Source organism: Mesorhizobium sp. WSM4842, assembly GCF_055901575.1.
In genome coordinates this window covers 6878773-6900671 of sequence record NZ_CM148372.1, presented here as the reverse complement: position 1 = coordinate 6900671, position 21899 = coordinate 6878773, and the positions used below count along the sequence as shown (strand labels likewise).

The 21899-nt window shown below is 60.2% G+C and carries 21 protein-coding genes and 1 pseudogene; 6 read left to right on the top strand and 16 right to left on the bottom strand.

Annotated features, from left to right (window positions below; genetic code table 11):
• Window positions 1–23 precede the first annotated feature (23 nt).
• From AC0NIE_RS33360 to AC0NIE_RS33295, 14 genes are all read right to left on the bottom strand, one after another.
• The gene (locus tag AC0NIE_RS33360) at window positions 24–908 is read right to left on the bottom strand and encodes an SIR2 family NAD-dependent protein deacylase (RefSeq protein WP_473488613.1); all 885 of its coding nucleotides are present in this window, start codon (window positions 906–908) and stop codon (window positions 24–26) included.
• A gap of 38 nt (window positions 909–946) precedes the next feature.
• Window positions 947–1159, bottom strand: coding sequence for a putative nitrogen fixation protein NifT (gene nifT, locus AC0NIE_RS33355; RefSeq protein ID WP_473488614.1), 213 nt, complete (start codon window positions 1157–1159; stop codon window positions 947–949).
• Entirely contained in the window at window positions 1156–1476 is a 321-nt protein-coding gene (locus AC0NIE_RS33350) for a nitrogen fixation protein NifZ (protein WP_473488615.1), read from the bottom strand. Before AC0NIE_RS33350 ends, nifT begins: the two co-directional genes overlap by 4 nt.
• A gap of 91 nt (window positions 1477–1567) precedes the next feature.
• Window positions 1568–1762 (bottom strand): 4Fe-4S dicluster domain-containing protein, encoded by a 195-nt coding sequence (locus AC0NIE_RS33345; RefSeq protein WP_473488616.1) that lies wholly within the window; start codon window positions 1760–1762, stop codon window positions 1568–1570.
• 31 nt (window positions 1763–1793) lie between these two features.
• Entirely contained in the window at window positions 1794–3275 is a 1482-nt protein-coding gene (gene nifB, locus AC0NIE_RS33340; RefSeq protein ID WP_473488617.1) for a nitrogenase cofactor biosynthesis protein NifB, read from the bottom strand.
• Between the two features lie 498 nt (window positions 3276–3773).
• Window positions 3774–5528 carry a nif-specific transcriptional activator NifA gene (nifA, locus tag AC0NIE_RS33335; protein WP_473488618.1) on the bottom strand — a complete coding sequence of 585 codons (1755 nt, stop codon included), beginning with the start codon at window positions 5526–5528 and terminating at the stop codon, window positions 3774–3776.
• Window positions 5529–5700: 172 nt separating this feature from the next.
• On the bottom strand, window positions 5701–6000 hold the full coding sequence (locus AC0NIE_RS33330; protein ID WP_473488619.1) for a ferredoxin family protein: 300 nt from the start codon (window positions 5998–6000) through the stop codon (window positions 5701–5703).
• Between the two features lie 12 nt (window positions 6001–6012).
• Window positions 6013–7320, bottom strand: coding sequence for an FAD-binding protein (locus AC0NIE_RS33325; protein ID WP_473488620.1), 1308 nt, complete (start codon window positions 7318–7320; stop codon window positions 6013–6015).
• Between the two features lie 11 nt (window positions 7321–7331).
• Entirely contained in the window at window positions 7332–8441 is a 1110-nt protein-coding gene (locus tag AC0NIE_RS33320) for an electron transfer flavoprotein subunit alpha/FixB family protein (protein ID WP_473488621.1), read from the bottom strand.
• Window positions 8442–8459: 18 nt separating this feature from the next.
• A complete protein-coding gene (locus AC0NIE_RS33315; protein ID WP_473488622.1) occupies window positions 8460–9308 on the bottom strand; it encodes an electron transfer flavoprotein subunit beta/FixA family protein in 849 nt (282 codons plus the stop codon).
• Window positions 9309–9491: 183 nt separating this feature from the next.
• Window positions 9492–9869, bottom strand: coding sequence for a nitrogenase stabilizing/protective protein NifW (gene nifW, locus AC0NIE_RS33310; protein WP_473488623.1), 378 nt, complete (start codon window positions 9867–9869; stop codon window positions 9492–9494).
• The gene (locus tag AC0NIE_RS33305) at window positions 9866–10342 is read right to left on the bottom strand and encodes a hypothetical protein (protein WP_473488624.1); all 477 of its coding nucleotides are present in this window, start codon (window positions 10340–10342) and stop codon (window positions 9866–9868) included. Before AC0NIE_RS33305 ends, nifW begins: the two co-directional genes overlap by 4 nt.
• Window positions 10343–10884: 542 nt before the next feature.
• Window positions 10885–12102 (bottom strand): cysteine desulfurase NifS, encoded by a 1218-nt coding sequence (gene nifS / locus AC0NIE_RS33300; RefSeq protein ID WP_473488625.1) that lies wholly within the window; start codon window positions 12100–12102, stop codon window positions 10885–10887.
• 180 nt (window positions 12103–12282) lie between these two features.
• Window positions 12283–12603 carry a HesB/IscA family protein gene (locus tag AC0NIE_RS33295; protein ID WP_473488626.1) on the bottom strand — a complete coding sequence of 107 codons (321 nt, stop codon included), beginning with the start codon at window positions 12601–12603 and terminating at the stop codon, window positions 12283–12285.
• Window positions 12604–12660: 57 nt separating this feature from the next.
• On the opposite strand from AC0NIE_RS33295, the gene AC0NIE_RS33290 reads away from it, so the two are divergent.
• The 6 genes and pseudogenes from AC0NIE_RS33290 (at window position 12661) to AC0NIE_RS33265 (ending at window position 18542) form a co-directional block, all read left to right on the top strand.
• Entirely contained in the window at window positions 12661–12789 is a 129-nt protein-coding gene (locus AC0NIE_RS33290; protein WP_473488627.1) for a hypothetical protein, read from the top strand.
• Window positions 12790–12920: 131 nt separating this feature from the next.
• Window positions 12921–13982, top strand: coding sequence for a hemin-degrading factor (locus tag AC0NIE_RS33285; RefSeq protein ID WP_473488628.1), 1062 nt, complete (start codon window positions 12921–12923; stop codon window positions 13980–13982).
• Between the two features lie 1362 nt (window positions 13983–15344).
• Window positions 15345–16562 carry a cytochrome P450 gene (locus AC0NIE_RS33280; protein ID WP_473488629.1) on the top strand — a complete coding sequence of 406 codons (1218 nt, stop codon included), beginning with the start codon at window positions 15345–15347 and terminating at the stop codon, window positions 16560–16562.
• Between the two features lie 31 nt (window positions 16563–16593).
• A pseudogene (locus AC0NIE_RS33275) lies at window positions 16594–16776 on the top strand (ferredoxin); the annotation flags it as partial.
• A 126-nt stretch (window positions 16777–16902) separates the two neighbouring features.
• Window positions 16903–17472 carry a nuclear transport factor 2 family protein gene (locus AC0NIE_RS33270; RefSeq protein WP_473488651.1) on the top strand — a complete coding sequence of 190 codons (570 nt, stop codon included), beginning with the start codon at window positions 16903–16905 and terminating at the stop codon, window positions 17470–17472.
• Between the two features lie 425 nt (window positions 17473–17897).
• The gene (locus AC0NIE_RS33265) at window positions 17898–18542 is read left to right on the top strand and encodes a nitrogen fixation protein NifQ (protein ID WP_473488630.1); all 645 of its coding nucleotides are present in this window, start codon (window positions 17898–17900) and stop codon (window positions 18540–18542) included.
• Here AC0NIE_RS33265 and rpoN read toward each other — a convergent pair.
• Entirely contained in the window at window positions 18521–19930 is a 1410-nt protein-coding gene (gene rpoN / locus AC0NIE_RS33260; protein WP_473480587.1) for an RNA polymerase factor sigma-54, read from the bottom strand. The two genes, AC0NIE_RS33265 and rpoN, sit on opposite strands and share 22 nt — an antisense overlap.
• Window positions 19931–20110: 180 nt before the next feature.
• A complete protein-coding gene (locus tag AC0NIE_RS33255) occupies window positions 20111–20644 on the bottom strand; it encodes a peroxiredoxin (RefSeq protein ID WP_065010713.1) in 534 nt (177 codons plus the stop codon).
• Between the last annotated feature and the right edge of the window lie 1255 nt (window positions 20645–21899).

Below are 21899 nucleotides of genomic sequence, written 5' to 3'. Positions count from 1 at the left end.
AGTTGATCCTGGCCACCATCGGCTCAAGATGCTGATCCGGCGAGTTGCGCCACGGCTTCGCTCGCTGGCATGTCGATCACCGTGATTCCGCTCGCCGCAAGGAAACGGGCTTCGTTTCTGGTCAGCGTTTGCCCGTCCATTATCGCGTAACGAGGGCCTTCTGAGCGCTTCATGATCTGCCTGGCGTAAGTGCGCAGCATCTGATCATTGAAGCGGCAGCCGACGAAGAAAAAACCCCGGTCGACGCGTCTTTCCTTGACCACGTCAGGGATAGGCGTCTGGATATCGATTTCAGTCAGGGCTTCGACATAGTCGGAATCGGCGATGAGGAAATTTGCGGCCGGCCTAATACTGCCATGTGGCGCATAGAGAACCGTCTTTGTCGCTGCTCCAGCCTCGAGTTCCCTTCCCGACAAGTCGTAAGTTCTGGTCCAAATGTCGCCAACTTCGTTCGCCCGCATAACGCCTTGTATCTCGACGACGTCGGTTCGGCCGGCCTCTGCCAGCGCCGCGCGCATGACGCCTTCGTACCAGCTGTCGATGATGAGGGAGAGCGGGAGTTTTGCGAGCCAGGCGTGGAGGATGCTCGGCGCCGCCGGCCCGGCAAATATATCAGTCATCCAAGCTTGAAGTGTGCGGCGATGCCGGCGCTGTTCGATGAACTGCGCGACCGACCACATATTGGTGCGGATCTTCGAGGGGGCTGGCGCCCGCGTGTTGAGTGCCTCGGCAACGGCTTCGGGGGTACACGGTACAGGCGGCTCAGCAGAGCTGAGCCGGAGGAGACCCGGACCGAGATACGGGATCACCTGATCGGAGACTAACGCTCGTCTGGCCAGCTCAAGCAGCTTTCGGGCAAAACTGTCCCGGACGACGACTAGGTGGCCCGAGGTCGGGATCGTGTTCATGCTCGTTTCCTCTTGATGCCTCTCATTGCCGGGCGGCATCAGTCCCCGTCGGAAAGCTTCCTTGCCTCGACGGTGATCGGCAGACGCGTATGCGGCGGAAGATCGGGAAGGAGGAGCCGCCAGCCGTTCCTGAGCGTTACGACCCCGCCCCACAGGTCCTGGTTCTCGAACTTGATAATCGGCTCCTCGATATCCTTTTTGGGGACATACGCCGACAACCCGGCCTCGGTCCTGCGGATCATTACTTTCATGCGGCCGTTCCTTTATTGGGGTTTTCTTCGGCACTGCAGGGAGCGTCGGCTTTGTCGAGGCTCGTCAATTCACGCGCTCGCATGCCGACGACCGTCCCACGGTCGATCCATTCGACCGCGTAGATGAAGAACTGCTGTAGAAACGTGCCAATGTCGCGCACATAACCCTCTTCGCCCTTGCGCACGAGATTTTCGCCGATCTCCCTGCCAGGATAGGTGCCGTCGTTCTTTATGTGACGAGTGGCACGGACCCGCTCTCCCGGCCTAAATTGGGGCGGCCTGCGGATTTCGACCTCCTGTTCGCGTGCGAGCGACATGACGATTCCTTGTTTCTTTGAGGCTACCGTCGTTGATGAGGCGCTCAGGTCTCCCCCAGAGGCAGCCACTGTGTCGGTAGCCCAATTGGAGTCAGGCAGGAACGCAGGTCTTCGGTACCGGACATACCGAGGCACATTGCTGCGTATCGAAGGCCCCCTCGCATTCGGTGCACTTGTGCGGTTCGACCACGTAGCTCTCGCCTTTGAACTTGATCGCACCGGAGGGGCATTCGAATTCGCAGGCGCCGCATTGCGTGCATTGGGATGCGATAATCTTGAAGGCCATTTTGACTCCTGGTTCGGGTGAATGAGACGGCTCAGGCGATCGCCTCGAGTGCCGGGACGCCGGACTCGGCGGCATAAATCGCGCCGATTGCCGTTTCGATGTAATCATGGCCGTAAGCGTCGGTTACTCGGATACCGGCGTCCGCGAGCTGATCCTTGGGGCAATTTCCAATCTTAACGCAAAGCACGACGTCTATGCCTTCCAGCGCAGCGATGACGCCGTCGAGAGTGGCGTTCTCGCCCCAACCCCCGAGGCAATACTGCTCAACCTTGCGGTGACCGACAAAGTTGATCCCCATCGGCGAGGCTTCATACACCTGGAATTCCTTGGCATGGCCGAAGTGTTCGTTGACGCGGCCGCCGCCCTTAGTTGCCACCGCGACGAGGAGGGACTTGCCGGAGCTCGCTGTCTTGACCATTCCGACCGCTTCGCTCCTGGCCGCCAGGTGATCACGGCGCTCGTCCGCCACCAGCTCCCGATAGGCTTCGCGCTTGCTGGCATCGTAGGTGAGCTCACGGGGGATATGGCCGAGCGTGAATTCCTGGCCACGATCCTCACCCAGCAGGCCGACGGCATCTGCCCGGCACTGCCGGCAGTGGCGCATCAACTTGGCGCCGCCTTCAAGACGATCCTGAAGAGCCTTCATCTCCATTGCATTTGGGCCACGCTGCCCGATCAACCCGTAGTGCGTGCCGTGCGCCGGGTCCGAGATCAGAGGCATGACGTTATGCAGGAACGCGCCGCGCTGCCTGACCCACTTGTTCACCTCAATCAGGTGCTGGTCATTCACTCCGGGGATCATCACCGAATTGATTTTGGTGAGGATGCCGCGTGCGCTGAGCATCTCCAATCCCAGCATCTGCCGCTCGTGCAGAATTCTGGCGGCTTCTATGCCGCAATAGCGGCGGTGATCGTAAAAAATCCAGGGATAGATTTTTGCGCCGATTTCCGGATCGACCATGTTGATCGTGATCGTCACGTGGTCGACATTCATGTCGGCAAGCTCGTCGACGTGGTCGGGCAGCGCGAGCCCATTCGTAGAGACGCAAAGCTTGACGTCGGGGATTTCCCTGACGACGCGTTCGAACGTCGCCTTCGTCTTCTCCCAGTCGTAGCAGGCATCGCCCGGTCCGGCGATCCCAAGCACGGAAAGCTGCGGCACTTCATTGGCGACCGCGATCACCTTGCGTACTGCCTGATCGGGCGTCAGCTTTTCCGAGACAACCCCGGGCCGGCTTTCGTTGGCGCAATCATACTTGCGATTGCAGTAGTTGCACTGGACATTGCAGGCCGGCGCGACGGCGACGTGCATGCGCGCGAAATAGTGGTGCGCCTCTTCTGAAAAGCACGGGTGATCCTTGATCTTGTCCCAGATGGCCGGATCCACATCGTCCGGCCTTGTCGACGACCCGCAGGAGGAAGATGCGCAGCCACCCGACTTCGCGCTCACCAGCAACTGGTCGGAGAACCTCGCGCCGGTCAGGCTCTCAACTGAAATCACCGGTGCGGCCATTGAAGGGCTCCGTTACGGGTTAACGTCGCGGTTCGAAGCGCAAGAGAAATGCCAACTGAAAAGGTGGCGCTAGTTCACGAATTGGCTTTGCGCGTCGGATATCATGGAGTTGCTCCGACGTAGCTTTGTCGGACTTCTAACAGGACTATGTTAGAAGGTGAGGAAGACGACCCGGCCGGACATCAGTTCAAGATAGAAATCCCGCGTCGACCGCTCGGCCGTGATCGCCCTCGGCACAACTCCCGACCGGTCTTCCGACGAGGATGTCGGTCTCGGCGACGGCGAGCTCGTCCGCGGTGAAGTTGCCACTGCTCACTTGGGTCTGCATGGTTCCGATTCAGGAGAGTGGGGTGACTCCTTTCTGCGATCGGCAAGACGTCGGCAAGGGCGGGTGATGAAGGGGTGTGACAGCATCACACACTCGCGCAGCTTTGGCCCGGGCTCCGACACATTTGGCGTAGCTGGCGCAGTGTTCTCGTTCTCCACGTCATGAGAACGCTAGAATTTCTTCACCTCAATACCGTGTCGGCGCAAAGCGTATCCGACCTGTCGTGGCGTGACGCCGAGGACACGGGCGGCCTTGGCCTGAACCCAGCCGACCTTCTCCATCGCGCCGATCAGCCGGTCGCGTTCCGTCAGGCGCGGGCCTATTGCAGGGAGAGCGGGATCGTTTGCAGGGTCGGCAGTATGGGGTAGCACGTTATCCTGCGGGGCGCCGAAGCGCCCGGCCGGCATCGGCAATCCGGCGGGCATTATATTGCTTCGAAAGCGCTGGTTGCCGGTATTGCCGCTGTGCGAATGATCAGCTCTTTTCCAGAGGAGCCAAGATAGGCATTGGTTATTGTTGCAGGCAAAATCTGATGGAGCGATTGTCCTTGAACGCGCTAGCGTGGCCGTCCTTTGCACGCAGTTCTCCAATTCGCGGACATTACCAGGGAAGTAGCATTGCGAGATAAACTCGAGCGCCGACGGCGCAAAGGCGAGTTCGAGATGGTTCTCCTTGTTGAATCGTTCGAGGAAGGCGTTCGCAAGGCGAGGGATATCCCCCGGTCGCTCTCGGAGCGGAGGCAGGATGATTGGCACCACATTGATGCGATAATAAAGGTCGGCCCTGAACTCCCCGCTTACGACAGCCGACTCGAGATCCCTGTTGGTGGCGCATATAAGTCGCACGTCGACCTGCAGCGTCTTGGTACCGCCAACACGCTCCAGTTCGCCTTCCTGCAAAACACGTAACAGCTTGGCTTGGAATGCAGGTGAAATCTCGCCGATTTCATCGAGTAGCAGCGTTCCCCCGTTTGCCAATTCAAAACGGCCGGCGCGCTGGGAAATTGCCCCGGTGAAGGCGCCTTTTTCATGTCCGAACAGCTCCGACTCCAGAACGCTTTCCGACAGTGCGGCGCAGTTCAATTTGACGAAAGACTTCCTCTTCCGACCTGAGAGCTTATGGATGGCTTGCGCAAAAAATTCCTTGCCGGTGCCGCTTTCGCCCCGCAGAAGCACGGTGGAATTCGTCCTTGCTACGATGGAGACGGTTTCGAGCACTTGCTTCAATGCGGGACTTTCCCCGATGATCCCATGCATTTTGACCGGCGGATGCGGGACGGGGTCGGTCCTGTCCTCATCGGACGAATTCTCCGGTGTCCATTGCTCATAGACGCGCCGCTCACGATGGAGGCGAATAGTTCGGCCGACGAGATCGGCGACCATCGTCAGAAACCCTATGGCCTCATCGTAGAGGGAGCCGGTGGGGCAGTCCCTTACGCGGTCGATCGACAACACCCCCAGGATCTTATGCTCAGCCTTCACCGGGACTCCAATAAAAGCAATCGAGACGGAATTGCCGCTTGGATATCTCTCAACGTCATCCTGAAATAGCTCGGACGTGCTGACGTCCGGTATGACGAGCCGGGTCCCCGTAGCGACGATCTCGTCTATTGCTGCCTGCGGTATGATGGGGTGCATGCCTGATCTGGCGGTATCGACGTTGCCAGCACTCGCGGCAATCTCCGGCTCACCTTCAGAGTCCAGTAAAACGATTGCTCCCTGACGCATTTGCACAAACGACGGGAGTATATTCGCGACATTGGCAAGCGTAATCTCCAGCCGGGCGGGAGTGGTCAGGGCCTTCGATACCTCGTAGATTCCCCTGAGCCAGACATCTGCTTGGGACAGCGCATCGCTGGCCGGTTCGCGGCGGGTGTCTCGAAGTCCTACCTCGCTAACCCGATCATCCGGCCGTATGTGAGCCATGGAAACACCTCAGGAGTTGTGGTCCACAATGCTCCTCCCAAGCGCCTTTCATATCAATTCTGGAAGCACACTGTTCACCCGCTCCCCTTTGCGAGATGGTGCCAGCAGCGGTTGGCGCTTGAAGTAACTTCAGGAGTACACAGGTGCCCCCATCAAACGGTGCAAACGCTGATCATCCGAACTTGAAGAGGACACCGAAGCCACCGCGCGGATAGTTCCATTCGATCTCGCCGCTGGTCTCGCACAAGATCCGGCAGGTGCCGCACTCCATGCAGCCATCGGCGGTGATTTCAACCTGACCTTTGTCATTCAACTCATAGCATTTCGCTGGACAGACGCGTGTCAGCGCGAGCAGATTCGCGCTTGGTTGCTTGTGCGGTCGCACCTTTATATGCGGACGGCCGGAGTCCACCAGATAGCGGTTCTGGTAAAGCTTGTCTTCGACACGTAATTCTGTCCCTGGGTTCGTCATGTCGTCAGTACCTCACCGCCACGCCAAGGCCAGGCGGATCGCGTCGCTGACCAGCCCCAACCGCGAGCGCGCCTTGATGAAGGCTGCCGTGGTCGCCTTTTCCTTTTCGATCTTTGGCGTGCCGTCGACACGCATGAAGTTTTGCGCGGCTTGCGACATCAACCGCGGGTAGGTCGTGAAGAAATTGCAGGCGTTAGTGTGGAGTAAAGCTGGCATGTCTTTGTATTTCCGCAGGTCTTTGACTACGAAGGATTTATCCAGCATCGTCTGGTAAAGGGCGAGGTTCCGTTTGGTCATTGGATCGTTGCGTCTCTTCACCTGGATGATAGCCTCAGCCGCAATGCGACCGGAGGTCATGGCGAGGTTCGAACCCTCGCGGTGAACGGCGTTGTTTAATTGCGCGGCATCGCCGACAACGACCCAACCGTCGCCAAAGAGCTGCGGAATAGCCTTGTAGCCACCTTCGGGAATGAGATGCGCCGCGTATTCTTTCACCTCCGAACCGGCGATCAGCGGCCGGATCGAAGGATGGTTTTTTAGCGCGTCGAGAAGGGCGTAAGGGCTCTCCATCTTCGCGGCGAAATCCGAGACGAGGCAGCCGATGCCCAGTGAGATCGATTCCTTGTTGGTGTAGAGGAACCCGAGCCCGGCCATGCCGTGGGATATCGTGCCGACTGCCTCGATCACGCAGCCTTCACTCCCTTTGACCCCGAACCGCTGCTCAATGACCTCTTCGGGCAGGAAATGCATCTCCTTTACTGCGAGCGCCACCGCTTCCGGCTTCAGCATCTTGCGAAGACCGCCCCGCGTGCCAAGCAGCCCGCAGACACCTTCTGCAAGAACAACTACGTCCGCGTAGATCGCTCCGCCGGCCCGATCCGTGCGGACGCCGATCACCTTGCCCTTGGCGTCACGGACGAGTTCCGTCACCGTCGTCTCGCACAGAACCGTCGCGCCGGCCTCGCGCACCCTGCGCGAAAACCATTTATCGAACTGGGCACGAATGATCGTATAGCGGTTGGGCTTCACCTCGTTGAAGTCGTCCGACCGATAGTGAATCCCGGTGTGGGAGGTGTCGTCCATCACCCAGAGCCGCTGTTCAACCAGATGCCGCTCGAGCGGTGCATCATCCCGGAAATCCGGGACGATCTTCTCCAGCATGTTCGCGTACATGATGGCGCCCTGGACGTTCTTGGAGCCCGGGTATTCACCTCGCTCCAACTGGAGAACCTTCAAGCCGTCGCTTGCCATGGTGTGAGCAGCTGCGTTCCCGGACATGCCGGCCCCGATGACAATGGCGTCGAACTCTTCGTTGATCATTTCCATCTCCCTTAGCTCGCAAGCTTGTCGCGACTGTGGGGTGACAGCCGCCGGGTGAAGGCCTCGGTCAGCGCGGGCAGGAAACGGACCGCATCGGTGACGATCCCGAGGTGAGCGAAATCGAAAATCGGCGCGTTCGGGTCGGTGTTGATTGCCACGATGAGATCGGCTCCCTCAACTCCAACGCGGTGCTGGATGGCGCCGGAAATACCGGCCGCTATGTAAAGCTTCGGCCGGATTGTCTTGCCTGTCTGGCCGATCTGCCGATCGGCCGACATCCAGCCCTTTTGGACCAGCGGCCGCGAACAGCCGAATTCGGCGCCTATCACTCGCGCGAGACTCTTCACAAGCTGCAGGTTCTCCGCTCCGCCGAGACCGAGCCCTCCCGCAACCACCACATCCGCATAGGCGAGATTGGCGTTACCCGACTGGCTGTCCGGAAGGAATCCTAGCACCTTGGTGACGATTTCATCCTCGGCTAGCGACAGCTTGTGCGGGATGACACGCCCGATCGCTCTGTCGGCCCGCTGGGGCATGGGCATGACCCTCGGTCGCACCGTCGCCATCTGCGGCCTGTAATTGAGCGTGTAGATCGTGCATAGCAAGGAACCCCCAAAAGTCGGACGGGTCGCGGCGAGCGAACCGTCAGCATCCACGTCAAGTTCGGTGCAGTCGGCCGTTAGCCCTGTCAGCAAGGTTGTTGCGACGGAACCGGCGAGATCCCTGCCGAGCGTGGTTGCACCGAGAAGCAGGATCTCGGGTTTGTAAGTAGCAACCAGATCGGTCATCGCCTTGGTGAAAGGCTCATTACGATAGTCGGCGAGCACCGGCGCCTCGACGAAGTAGACGAGGTCGGCGCCATAGGCGAAGGCCTCGGCGACTGCGTTCTGGGTGGCGTCTCCCGGGGGTCCGAGCACAGCACCCGCGAGCTGGGCGCCAAGTTTGTCCGCCAGCTTGCGGCCCTCGCCAAGCAGCTCGAAGGATACGGGGTGGACCTGGCCGCGTTCGAGCTCGATGAAAACCCAGACGTGCCTATAGTCCCTGAAACGCTCAGGAAGCTCTTTCTTCATCCCGGCACGGCCGGGGGGCTGGCGAGGGGTGTCTGAGTTCGTGCTCGACATATGGTCTGCTCCTTGCCGTCACGCGCCCTCGAAGGCGAGTTCCGGTTCCAGCGCCGGCTGGCGGGTGAAGATTGCACCAATCAGTTCGTCGGCGACATCGCGCAGCGTCTTCTCGGCGGTCTCAATTTGCGCCGCCTTTTCCGACCGGGCGCCAGGGGCAAAAACGCGTTTGACGACCGTCGGCGAGCCACGCAAGCCGCATTTGGTGAGGTCTTCAATGCCGGCCTCGGCCGCACTCCATTTCACAATCTGGCTGCGCGCGGCGCAAAGGGCGTCTTCGATCGAGCCCCGGCGCATCTCGTTCGTGCCTTCCAGCATGGTGATGAGGCAAGGCAGCCTGCTCTTCAGCTTCTGGGTGCCGCCCTCGCACCGGCGCTCGACCGTGATCTCGCCTGCAGCAAGATCAATGGAGGCGATTTTCGCGACATAGGTGAGTTGAAGGAGATCGAGACGCTTGGCGATGCCGGGCCCGACTTGGGCGGTGTCGCCGTCGATCGTCTGTTTTCCCGTGAAGACCACGTCCGGCGTGCCGAACGTCTCGCCGATCTTCGCGATTGCCTGGGAAAGAGCAAAGGAGGTGGCCAGCGTGTCAGAACCGGCAAAATAGCGGTCGGTCAAAAGCACCGCGCGATCGGCGCCGTAGCCGAGCGCCTTGCGCAGGGAGTCCTCGGCCATAGGTGGACCCATAGTGAGCACGGTGACCTCCCCGCCATAAGTGTCGCGCAGCCTGAGTGCTTCTTCGAGGGCGAACAAGTCGTAAGGGTTGATGATGGTCGGCACACCCTGGCGCATAATGGTGTTCGTCACCGGATGGACCCGTATCTGTGCCGAGTCCGGCACCTGCTTGATGCTGACGACGATATGCATTGGCGTTCTCTACGCTGTTATCCCGATGCGGGCTGGCGGTGCGAGTTCTTGTCTGCATCATTCGTGCCAAGTGATTTGCGAACGTCTGTTCCTTGTAAATTGCATTGATCTTTTCTGAGGCCCCCGGTTTCGGTGCCCGAATTGTTGGCTTGTCGACATTGTCGCGTCGCAACTATGTAGCGCTTATTCGCCGAACCGCTTCAGGACGGAGTCGAACGGAACGAATGTGCGGCCTGGCGTGTGAGGTTTGTTCGGATTGTGATCTTTGAGCACCTTGAAAACCCGGTGCGCGAGCGGCGAGGAAAGCGCGAACTCCTCGTAGGCGCGTTCCAGCATGGCGCGCATGCGCGCGGCGATCACCTGGTCGGGCAGACCGGAGAAATCTTCCTCGGCAAGGTATTGGCCCACACGCTTGAGGATGTGGAGCCGTGAGACATTGAGCACCTTCGGATCATACGAGACGCCAAGGACAGCGAAGAACTCCTCCGCGGACGACAGGCCTTTCAGTCGCGTGAGGATGTTGGTGACGTCGATGGAACTGCTGTCAGCGGAACAACTCATTGCGTTCTCCCTTTGTCGGAAACGGTGGTTCTGGTGCGTTGGTCGCACATTCGACATGCAGCCCCGAAAGCCGCGGTTTGATGAACGAATGCGCTGAGCCAGCGCGGCAATCGCCTCGTCGACACAACTGCCTCCGGTGCCGAGGCCGGACGTGGCGCGCGGTACAACTGGTCGATCTCCATGGAGGCAGCCGGCCCCGCTTGGAAGCGAGCGAGGTGGGCTGACGCAAGGGCCCGCAGGGCCCGAGCGGGATGGGCTCGACTGTCTCCGGATTGGCCCTCGACCTGGCGCTCGGCCCCGCCCGAGGTCTCCTCGGCCGCCAAGGGGGGCAATGCGGTGAGGCCGACTTCGGTATCTGCATCCTGAAGGACAGCCATCGCGGCGGCCACCTCTTCGCGTGCGGCATTGCCCGCGCGCTCGCCGACTCCAAGGACGACCGAGGCATGGCGCACGCCGGCGCGGATCGCGGCCACCGTGTTGGCGGTAGCGAGGCCGAGATCGTTATGCGCATGGAATTCGAGGTCGACGGGAGACTTCGCTGCGAGCGGGTGACAAGCTCGAAGGTCGAAAGGGGATCGAGGGCGCTGACACAATCGACCAGGCTGACGCGGCTTGCGCCGGCGCGCGCAGCCGTCTTAAGAAGGCGGCGAGATAGTCCTGGGCAGGTATGCGAGCATCCTCAGAGCCCAGGGCGAGGAAAAAGCCGCTGGCGGCCGCGCGCCCGACCATACGCTCGATGAGCTTTAGCGCTCGCCGGACTAGCCCGAGCTTGGTGGCAAGCTGGATATCCGATGCAGGCAACGACAGATTGAGGGCGCGGACGCCGCTCTCGACCGATGCATGGAGATCCCGTGAGGTCATCCGGCGCCATGCCGTGAGCCGCACCGGGACACTCCGTGCGACCACGGCGCAAATTGCGTCGTTCTCGATCGCAAGCTTTCCGCCACGGTCAAGGCAACGCCGGGTGCCTGCTCGCCGTCGTGCAGGGTCGTATCGTTGAGAAAGACCTGATTGCTCATGAATGGTCGCCGGCGCTTCCGGCGCTGAGACCTGGACCGCATTGACGGTCTTCGGCACTCCGCCCTTCCGGCGCAGAACTGAGGGGCTCGCGCAGCTTCTCCACGATGGCAGGCAAGACCTCGAGCACCCGGTCCACGTCGTCCTGGTCGTTGTCACGCGAGAAAGAGAAGCGGACCGCCCCATGTGCGATGTTCATCGCCCTCAGGACATGGCTCGGCTGCGCACAGGCGGAGGTGCAGGCGGAGCCGGAGGAACAGGCGATGCCCATGCGGTCGAGGAGATGCAGGATTCCATCACCTTCGATACGTTCGAAGGCGATGTTTGCGGTGTTCGGCAATCGCTCCAAGGGATCGCCATTGACGAAGGTGTTTGGAACACGCTGAAGAAGCCCGTTCTCCAGCCGGTCGCGGAGCCACTTTATCCGTGTGGTCTCGTCATCCATGAATTTCAGGGTGAGTTCGGTTGCCTTCCCAAGCCCCACTATGCCGGGCATGTTTTCGGTGCCCGCACGCCGGTCTCTCTCTTGGTGACCCCCTTTGATCAGCGAGTGGAAGCGCACACCGCGCTTCACGAAAAGTGCGCCGACGCCTTTGGGTCCATGCAATTTATGGCTGGAGAGCGACAGCATGTCGATTGCGCTCGATTTCAGGTCAATCGGGAGCTTGCCGACTGCCTGCACGGCATCAGTGTGGAAAAGGGCGCCGACTTCCTTGGCCAATTCGGCGAGCTTGGCGACAGGGAAGATCGTACCTGTCTCGTTGTTGGCCCACATGATCGAGACGATTGCCACGTTTGGGCTGAGAGCAGCCCGGTAAGCGTCAACGTCGAGCCGGCCGTGGCGATCTACCGGGATCCTATGTACCTTGACGCGGCGCGTCTCCTCAAGATGCGCGCAAAGCGTCAGCACGGCCGGATGTTCGACGGCGGAAGTCACGATCTCTGTTCGGTCAGGCATCACCTCAAGCGCCGAAAGAATGGCCGCATTGTCGCTTTCCGTTCCACCCGAGGTGAAGGTGATCTCGTCGTCGAACTCCGCGCCGACCAGTGCCTGCACCTGGCGCCGCGCGTTTCTCAACGCGGCGCCGGCAAGGGCGCCAAAACCGTGCGCCGACGAAGGATTGCCGAATTGATCCGTAAGCAACGGCAACATCGCTTCAAAGACTTCAGGATCGACCCGTGTCGTTGCGTTGTTGTCGAGATAGACAACTTTCATGGGCTATGGTCCTCAATGGATCGAATGACGTGAGGCGCAACCCGGTCGCATCGAGCCTTGCGCATGCCGTTGCTGGCGGAGACGATCCAGAAGCGGTGCAGCTGCCCCCAGATTGGCGCAGATTGGGCCGCCATCGCACCGACAAGCTCACCTCAGGCGCCCTCTCTCCTTCTTCGGCAATCAACTACAGGACTTGCCGCAGGAGCACTTCCCGCTCGCATTCGGATTGTCGAAGACAAAGCCGGAGGTTTCGAGACCCATGACGAAGTCGACGGCCATGCCGGCTACATGCGGCTGGGTGCCGGCGTCTACGAACACCTTGATCCCATCCGTCTCGATGATCGCGTCGCCCTCGCGCGGGACGCTCTCCAGGCCCATCGAGTATTTGAAGCCGGAGCAGCCGCCGGCCTCGACCATGATGCGAAAGCCTTCTGCCGGCTCACTAGCCTTGGAAAGAGCGGTTTTAACGGCGGCAACGGCCTTGTCGGTGAGCGTAATCATCGCTCGTTTCTCCTCAGTGCGTGACGGTTTGGGCATCACCGTGCATGGACCGTGCCAATGGGAAAAACCGTTTCCGGACAGTGCGACATCGCCAACGCGGCCACGATTCTGGTTCGGCTTTACCGCGAAGGCGTCGGACAATCGACAGGTATTGTCGGATTTGTCGAGACCGCCACAGGGGGATGAGCTCAAGTTCCCTGTGAACTGGCATGTAAGTCGGTTTCCGAGCGCTTCGAGCAATTGGCACGACTTTTGAGCTCTTTTTTGGCGAGGGCGAAGACGCCCAACCGACAGTATGCGCAACCAGGGGTCAAGACATGCACCAGCGCGAGAAACCTTCGCCGGAGAGAATCCGGCGGGCACGCGAAGACAGCCCTACAATCCGCGACCGCGATCTCGCCGCCCAATTGGGCATTTCGGAAGCAGAGCTTTTCGCGGCACATTGCGGTTTTGGCACGGTGCGCATCCAGCCACGCGTTAATGATATGCTGACCGGTCTCGAGGCGGTCGGCGAGGTGATGGCGCTGACCCGCAATGCCAGTGCCGTGCATGAGAAGATAGGCATCTACGATAAGGTGTTCACCGGAAAGCGTCACGCCATGGTGCTCGGCAAGGACATTGATTTGCGCATCTTCCCGAACGTGTGGGCGCACGGCTTTGCGGTCGAGACACGCGATGGCGGGGAGATCCACCGCAGCCTGCAATTCTTCGACGCCGCAGGCGAGGCAGTGCACAAGGTGCATCTGAGGTCGTCCTCCAACCTCTATGCCTATCAAAAACTGACAGACGAGCTCCAATCCTCGAACCAGGAGCCGATCGTGTCGGTTAAGGGGAGGTCAGCCGAAAACGTCGCAAAGATTGCGGACCAAGCCGCTACAGTCGATGACCTGCGGGAGCACTGGAGCCGGCTGACCGACGTGCACCAGTTCTTCGGCATGCTGAAGGCCCTGAACCTCAGCCGCCGCCAGGCGGTGCGCATGGTCGGCCAGGATTACGCCTGGCTGCTCGACAATGCTGCCGTTGGCGCCATGTTCCATCGTGCGGCCGAGGACGAGATGCCGATCATGTGCTTCGTCGGCAATCGTGGCTGCATCCAGATTCATTCCGGCCCTATCAAGTCGGTCAAGCAGATCGGGCCTTGCATCAATGTGCTCGACGAGACTTTCCACCTGCATCTCAGGGCCCACCACATCCGTGAGGTTTGGGCCGTGCGCAAGCCGACCAGGGACGGTCACGTCACGTCACTCGAAGCCTATGGCGCCAATGGCAAGATGATCGTCCAGTTCTTCGGGACGCGCAAGGAAGGCGAACCCGAGCGCCACGACTGGCGGCTACTGGCCGAGAACCTGCCGCGCATTCCCCGTTCAACCGCCGCTTGAGGTGAGGCCGATGCATATCGATTCCCGTTTCGCTCGGCATGCGCCGCTACTCTGGATTTGCTGACCACCGCTTTGCCTGCCGAGGCCAACGAGGGCACAGCTGCCTTTTGCGGCCCGCCGAGGATCACCTCGATCGGAGGCGCCATTCCCGAGGGCCACCGCGCTTGGCGAGGATCGCCATCATTGCTCCCGTTGCGATGAGCCACAACCTGAACTCCGCGGTAAAGCTACTCAATGCAGGCAAATGCGTCAGCTGCCCGGACGGGTGTGTTGTCGGTCAATTGTCCAACATCCCAGATGTACGGCAGCGGGCGGGAGGAATTGCTCGAAGTGAAGTCGATTGGTCCCTCCGTCAAGATTCCAGAGGACGGCCTCCACAAAGCCAGAGGACGGCTCCCACAAAGGCATCTCGAATGATCCTTCGCCGGCAAGAGCCCTCGGCGTCTCATGCCAAGCTCGAAAAGATAACGTCCGAGACGGATGCAAAGCTGAACACGCCCCAAAGCAGTCCGCATTATCAAAGAACGCTTAGCGCATCCTGTTCGCGCTATCGGCTCAGCGCGGCTAGATTCTTGCCAAGAGCAGCAACACAGCAGTCAACGGCCAGGTTGCCGATGCGACCAGTGCGGTCGAGGATTTCTCCGGCTACCAGCAGATACCCCCACGAGGCGATCGCCATCGTCAGGCCGATGTGATCCTGACGCAGAAGAATTGGGGCTGCCGATCTCGGCAGTGAGCTATTTGCGGGCGCCCTGATGGCCTCGGCGCCGGCGGGCGTGGACCTTGTTCTTGCCATAGGCGCGGCCGATCGCGGCCCGTCTCCGGCTCGCTCAGCCGCTCGACGGCAATCCAATCCATCTCGCGCAAGATATCAGGATCCGGAGCCTTCTCCACCAGCGCGCCGGTTCACCATGTCGTCGGTGATCGATCGTCCTTCGAATTAGTTGGGTCAGCAACCCGACCTTACCGACGAAGTGTCGATGACGACGCGAAGCCGCTCGCTCGCTACAGCGCTTGTGGAGGGCGCGCTCGCGAGCGGCTTCGCTACCGCCGAGCTACACCCTCTCTTGCAGGTGACCTCGTTCGATACTCAGCCTCTTTCACTCGGCTCCTCGTTAGCTTTCTTCCGCAAACCTTGTCGTGTCTGGAACGGTCATGAATGTCGAAATCCCTACCAAGGGTAGCCTCAGAAGGGCCGCTACAACACAGATATGAGCAGCGCCAATGGTGCGCTTACTCGGCACGCAACTTGCTTGATGGTGTCATCGGAGGCGATGTCGACCGTGCGTTGCGGAGCTCAGCGGTGGTGAACAGCCTTGCGATCCAGTCGAGCGCGTAAACGCCTGAACCCAGGAGAACCAAATGGCGACCAACCCGGCTCCAGATCATGTCCCGCCGGAAATGGTGGGCGACTTCAGCCTTTTTACTTCGCCAGGTATGTCACCGACGCCCAACGGCGACCCGCACGCAGCAGTCGCTTGCGTGCATGCCGGACCGCCAATCTTTTATTCGCCCTGGAACACGCGTACCGGGCAGGGTGCTTGGGTCATCACTCGCGCCGCAGATCAGCGCCGGGTGCTGCAGGAGACCGAAAACTTTTCCAGTCATCGCAACATCTTCGCATCCGCACTGGGCGAAGACTGGCCGACGATCCCGCTCGAACTCGATCCACCTTCCCATGGGGTCTTTCGCTCACTGCTCAATCCGCTGTTTTCGCCGAAGCGTGTAACGGAATTGGAACCGACCATCCGCGAGCGAGCGATAGCGCTTATCAACAGGATCGCCTCGTCGGGCACAAGCTGCGATGCCATGAAGGATTTCGCCTTTCCTTTCGCGGTCAGCATCTTCCTTCGCTTCATCGGACTGCCGGAGCACCGTCTTGAGACGTTTGTTGCCTGGGCGAAAGATCTGCTCCATGGCGATGATGTCAGACGGCCGGCGGCGGCTCGGACGATTGTAGCGTTCATAGACGAGCTGGCGGCGATGCGCCGCAACAAGCCCGTCGACGATTTCATGAGCTTCATTGTGCAGGCGCAGGTCGAGGGCCGCGGGCTGACAGACCAGGAGGTCCGTGGCATTGGCGTGCTCGTTTTGGTGGCGGGGCTCGACACGGTCGCTACAGCCATAGGCTTTGACTTGGCCTATCTCGCGCGAAAACTGGAAGATCAGGAATTGCTCCGAAAAGAACCGGACCGGATCGTGCGCGCAGCCGAAGAACTGCTGCGTGCCTTTCCGACCGTTCATTTGATCCGCGTCGCACGGAAAGATATCGACTTCGAAGGCGCGCCGATCCGCAAGGGGGACTTCGTTTCCTGCGCCACGATGATTGCAAATCGTGACCCGGCGGAATTCGAATCTCCCAACACGGTCGATCTGACCCGAGAAGGCATCCGCCACGCCGCCTTTGGCTATGGTCCCCACCGGTGCCTTGGTTCACATCTCGCGCGCCGGGAAATTGTCATTGGCCTGGAGGAGTGGCTGGCGCGCCTGCCGCCCTTTCGGATCAAGGAGGGAACAGCACCCATCACCCACGGCGGCCAACTGTTCGGGATTGAAAATCTGATCCTGGAGTGGGGCTAAACCTAGCCCGGCCTGAGCTGGGGCACAGACGTTGGAGGTCGCCTTGCGCATCATCGTTCACCAAGCCAGATGTCAGGGGCATGCGCAATGCGCGGCGCGAGCGCCGGCAGTCTTCAAGCTGGATGAGGCGGGTTACATCCTCCCCGGTGACATCGAGGTTGCGGACGCGGAGCAACTGCTTGCGTCGGATGGGGTGCGATCCTGCCCCGAACTTGCGCTGGAAATCGACGATCCACCCGCTGCGCGAATCGCTTCGGAGGCCACCCTCAAACCGAAGACAGAGGTCCCGGAACACGTCGGAACCACCGAATTTGCGGCAGACCCGACGGGCCAAGCGAAAATCGTCGAACTGCTCGACCGCGAGGCGATCCGCGACTGCCTCTATCGGTATTGCCGCGGGATAGACCGTGCCGATGAAGCGGCACTGCGCAGCGCCTACTGGCCAGATGCACATGACAATCACGGGGCCTATTGCGGCTCGGCAGAGGGCTTCATCCGGTTTGCGCTCGGCGTCTTCAAGATCGGACCGCGCAACATCCATCAGATCACGAACATCCTTGTCGAATTCATCAACCCGGCAGAGGCCGCAGTCGAGAGCTATTTCACCGCGCTGCAACGCGGACCGGACAAAGACGGAGAAGTGCGTCAGATGTTTCTATGCGGGCGCTACTGCGATCTGTTTCAAAAGCGGGAAGGGGAGTGGCGGATTGCCGAACGGACCGTTGTCTATGACTGGCTGGAGGAGCAGATCCCATCCTTGGTCCTGGAGGCAGAACGCTTCGGCCCGCGACAGCCGATTGGAGCACCGTATCCGGACGATCCTGTCTATGCGCTCGGGGAGCGCCGCATTGCTTCTCATGACAGTGCCATCACAACCTTGGGACCGCATCAGTATGACTACGGACTGTGAAACTTCCAACGCCACCGCGCCACCTGCAAGGGAAAGATGGGCCGGCAGGAACCCCCGCGTGAGAGCGGCAACGCTCTGGTCTGAAACCGTGAGCGCACCGAGGACGCCGGTGGTATCGATTTGCTGGAGCTTGGCAGAGCCCCTCATCGATCCTGAAACTGTCCAATCGCGTTACGGACCCAGTTGAGAGATTTCGACCAGGGACAATGCTGCCAGACCGAACTGGGGGAGACCGGATCATCCCCCCATCAACAACGCTATGGGTCATGGTTTAGCGCGGTGACTTCGAAGGCCAGCTTGGTCATGCGGTCGACCCGCGGCCCGCTGTATTGGGGTTGAGCCCGCGCCGGCGCGTGCCCGTAGTCGGACCCATGTGCTCTCGGCAGGGCCGCTGCATCGCGAAAACAAACCAGGAGAACGGGACCATGTCCGCACAGAAAGACGCATGTGTCGGCGCCGGCCAATGGCCCACCAGCATCGAGCCGGAGAGGGGGTTCGACGAGCATGTTCTTGCCTGCGTTCTCTCGTGTGCGCTCAAGGAGGTCGAGGCTGGCGAAGCGACAGCGACGGAGTCAACAGGGCTGTCCCTTGCCGAGCTGCGCGAGGTCCTGCCCCTGGGTTTGTCCGCAACCGCTATGGCGGCCTTAGCCTTGGAAGACGTCAGCGATCCTGAGCGGGGCATGGAGGAAGAACTTCTGCGCGGCCTTCTGCTGGCGCATGCCCGGCCGAGCGACCCGGCGAGCGCGCGCTTCGCTAAGATCGTCGCCCGGCGCGCCATGCGCGATGACCATCTGTGGCAGGATCTTGGTCTTCTCAATCGGGCCGAGCTCAACCGCCTGCTTGCCACCCATTTCCCGATGCTTGCAGCCGGCAATACCCAAAACATGAAATGGAAGAAGTACTTTTACCGCAAACTCTGTGAGGCCGAAGGGTTTTTGCTATGCACTGCGCCCAATTGCCGGGAATGTAGCGATTTCGACGGTTGCTTCGGCCCGGAGGAGGGCGAATGTGAAGAACGCGTCACATTTGATTTAGGGGCCGCTTTTGGTCACGAGGCCTTGAGGCCTTGATCGCCGTCCCGCCACAAGCGCTTTTCCCGGCGCCGCTGTATGGAGGAGGGGATGTTCATCGCCTCGCGATATTTGGTGACCGTGCGGCGAGCGAGATCTATGCCGCATTCCTTGAGCCGGTCAGCGATGTCATCGTCAGAAAGCATGTTATCAAGCGATTCTTCGGCGACCATCGCTTTGATCCGATGGCGGACAGCTTCGGCGGAGTGCGCGTCACCGCCTTCACAGGAGGCGATCGCGACAGTGAAGAAATACTTGAGTTCGAACACGCCGCGTGGGGTAACCATGTACTTGTTCGAGGTCACCCGGCTTACAGTCGACTCATGCATGTTGATCGCGTCAGCGACCGTCCTGAGATTGAGGGGCCGTAGGTGGGCGACGCCATATTCCAGAAAGGCATCCTGCTGGCGCACGATTTCGGTGGCAACCTTAAGGATCGTCTTGGCGCGCTGATCGAGGCTGCGGATCAACCAGTTCGCGTTTTGCAAGCATTCATTGAGAAATGTCATGTCTTTCGATTTTTTGGCGGCTCGGCAGGAAACCTCCGCGACATAGCTTTGGTTGATCAGCACCTTGGGCAGCGTGTTCGGATCAAGTTCGATCTGCCATCCACCTCCTGGCGAGCGCAGGACCCATACGTCCGGTATCACGCATTCCGGCGTTCCCGACTGGAATCTGTTTCCAGGCTTGGGGTCAAGCGCACGGATTTCCTGCAACATGTCGAGAAGATCTTCTTCATCGACGCCGCAACGCTGCTTCAATGTCTGAAAATCGCGTCGCGCAAGCATCTCAAGGTTGGCAACCAAAACCGCCATCGCCGGGTCGAACCGGTTTCGCTCGCGCAACTGTATCTCGAGACATTCGCTGAGCGATCGTGCGAAAATTCCCGGTGGATCGAGGTGCTGCAAGACGCCCAGCACCCGTTCCACATGGGCCAGCCCGACGTTTAGGGTGTCAGCCAAGTCCGAAGGACTTACCCGAAGATAGCCAGTGTCATCCAGATGCCCGGCAAGCTGATGAGCAATCAGCCGCTCGTGCGGTGTGAAGGCGGTGAGGGAGATCTGACGAGCGACATGGTCGTGCAACGTTTCCGCTAAGGCGACAAACTCCTCGTAGGCAGGACGCTCGCCCGGCGTGGTGTTCGTCGTGCTGAGCTGGGATTTCCCTTGCCTGGGCAGGTCCGGGGACCTTGCCCAGTTCGGTCCTTCAACCTCGCCAGACCACCCTTCGTCGTTTGGCGCATGCTCCAGAAGCGGATTTTTCTCGAGCTCCTGGTCCACGAACTGATGCAGTTCGGCATGCGTCAGCTGCAACAGGCGAATCGACTCGATGAGTTGAGGCGATGCCGCAAGAGACTGTTTCTGAAGTAGGCTGAAGGACGATTTCATGGTCGGTTCGGTATTCCTGTCAAAGAAGCTCTTGGCGGTGGCTAATTAGATCTCTCACAGGTCGACGCTTCTAAGCCGCGTCACGTTTGAACGACCTCACGGGCCGCGCGCCTCCAGAGCTTTGCGCTCTGCACACAGTGTCGTCCAAAACGCAGTTGCGCATGGTCGATGTGCACCAGGTCACGCAGCGTCCTTCAATGATTGAAGGACGTTCTGCGGGGATGAGACGCCATAGGGGTCGGTCTCGCAGTTGTCGGAGAAACCTTCCTCCTCAAACCACTGCTCCACCACGCCATTATTAAGCAGAGCCGCGTAGCGCCACGAGCGCATACCGAAGCCCAGATTGTCCTTGGCAACCAGCATGCCCATTTTGCGCGTGAACTCGCCAGACCCGTCCGGGATCAGCTCGACCTTCTGCAGCCCCAAGGACTTTCCCCATGCGTTCATGACAAAGGCATCGTTGACCGAGAGGCAGTAGATCGCGTCAACTCCTTCTTTCTTGAAATCCTCGTAGAGATCTTCGAAATTGGGCAGTTGGTAGGTCGAGCAGGTCGGGGTGAAAGCGCCAGGCAGGGAGAACAGGATGACGCGTTTGCCGGCAAAGTAGTCGTCGGATGTTTTTTCTTCCCAACGGTACGGATTTGGCCCCTGGATTGAATCATCGCGAACACGCGTCAGAAACGTGACGAATGGGACCTTCTTTTGACCGGTCATCAACTTGCTCCTTTTGAAGAAACTGGCGCACTGGATTTTACTGAGGCTATCGGATTGCCGCGCTGGGGTGCTGCCAGGCCAGGGCGCGAGACAATGCCCTACGCGGCTCCCGATTCTTTCCCCCTTCTGGTCTATGGGAACGGCCCGGCTCCAGATGTTCGGATCTCCAAACCGGGCGATGCGCAGTCTTCAGCGAGGACAACCACCGCCGCCTTCGCCGATCGTTTAGAGCTTCGCGTGCCAGCCATGGTTCGGTATCCGCTTTCATCGTGTTCAAGGGGCTCTGAGCACGAGCAGCAAGAGACATGCCATTTGCAATGAAGCTGCTTCTGCACTCCCCTTTCGGACGACGTCTTTCGCCACGCGGGATGCGCGCCATAGCCGTCGGTGTGTAGCGCGGATATTTGCGCTTCCGCCGGCTGGCAAACACCACACAGCGCATGCCCATGCCCACGGCGCAGCCGCGGGCACCACCGCAGCGAGGGGGCACAGTGCGCTCCTAGTAGCGGTGTTGGCAGAGGCATGACTGACGCGAACGCACGCCTGTGACAGCAATTCATGGCGGCCGCTCTTCGGCAATCGCCAGGATCCCGAGTCGATGAGGATCGAATTTGGCTCGGCCACGATCATGACATGCTTGGCGTTCCAACTGGCTTCGCCGTGCGCGTCCATCGAAACCTCTGTGTCGGAAACGGAACTAGAATTGTCGCAAGGCCGACCGAAACGTCGCCAAGCCGCCGCTGGTTAGCGGGAAGGGGCGCAACGCAAACGGAGCGCCACCCGGGCACGCAAATTGCGGTCGATGATCTTGTCGGTGGGACGTCCGCAATTCGAGCGAGACCCTCGGCTGCGCCCTAACGTCGGCGTTGCAAGAGATGATTTGACGTCTCGCTAGCTCGCGGTTGCTGAACATACGATGCCTGACCTTCAAACGATGATTGAAGAGCAGATTACGCCCTATCTCCCAAGCTCGTCGGCTCCGCCAGTGGGAAGAGTCCATGCCATGAGGCTGTCGGACATAGTTATCCGCGACGGTGAAGCCCTAGCGCTGACACCTTGCAATCTCAGGACATCGACGAGGCTACGCCTCAAGAACGGCACCTGGTCATCCATCAGCTGCCTAGCGCGACCCGCGCTCGCCCGGGCTGCGTAACCTGACCAACTCCGCCCGGGCGAACGCTGATGCACTTCCTGTAGCCGCGAACGGTGAAACCGGCGAGGCGAGGCGCCCGGCACTGGTCCAGGCCCCATCGGG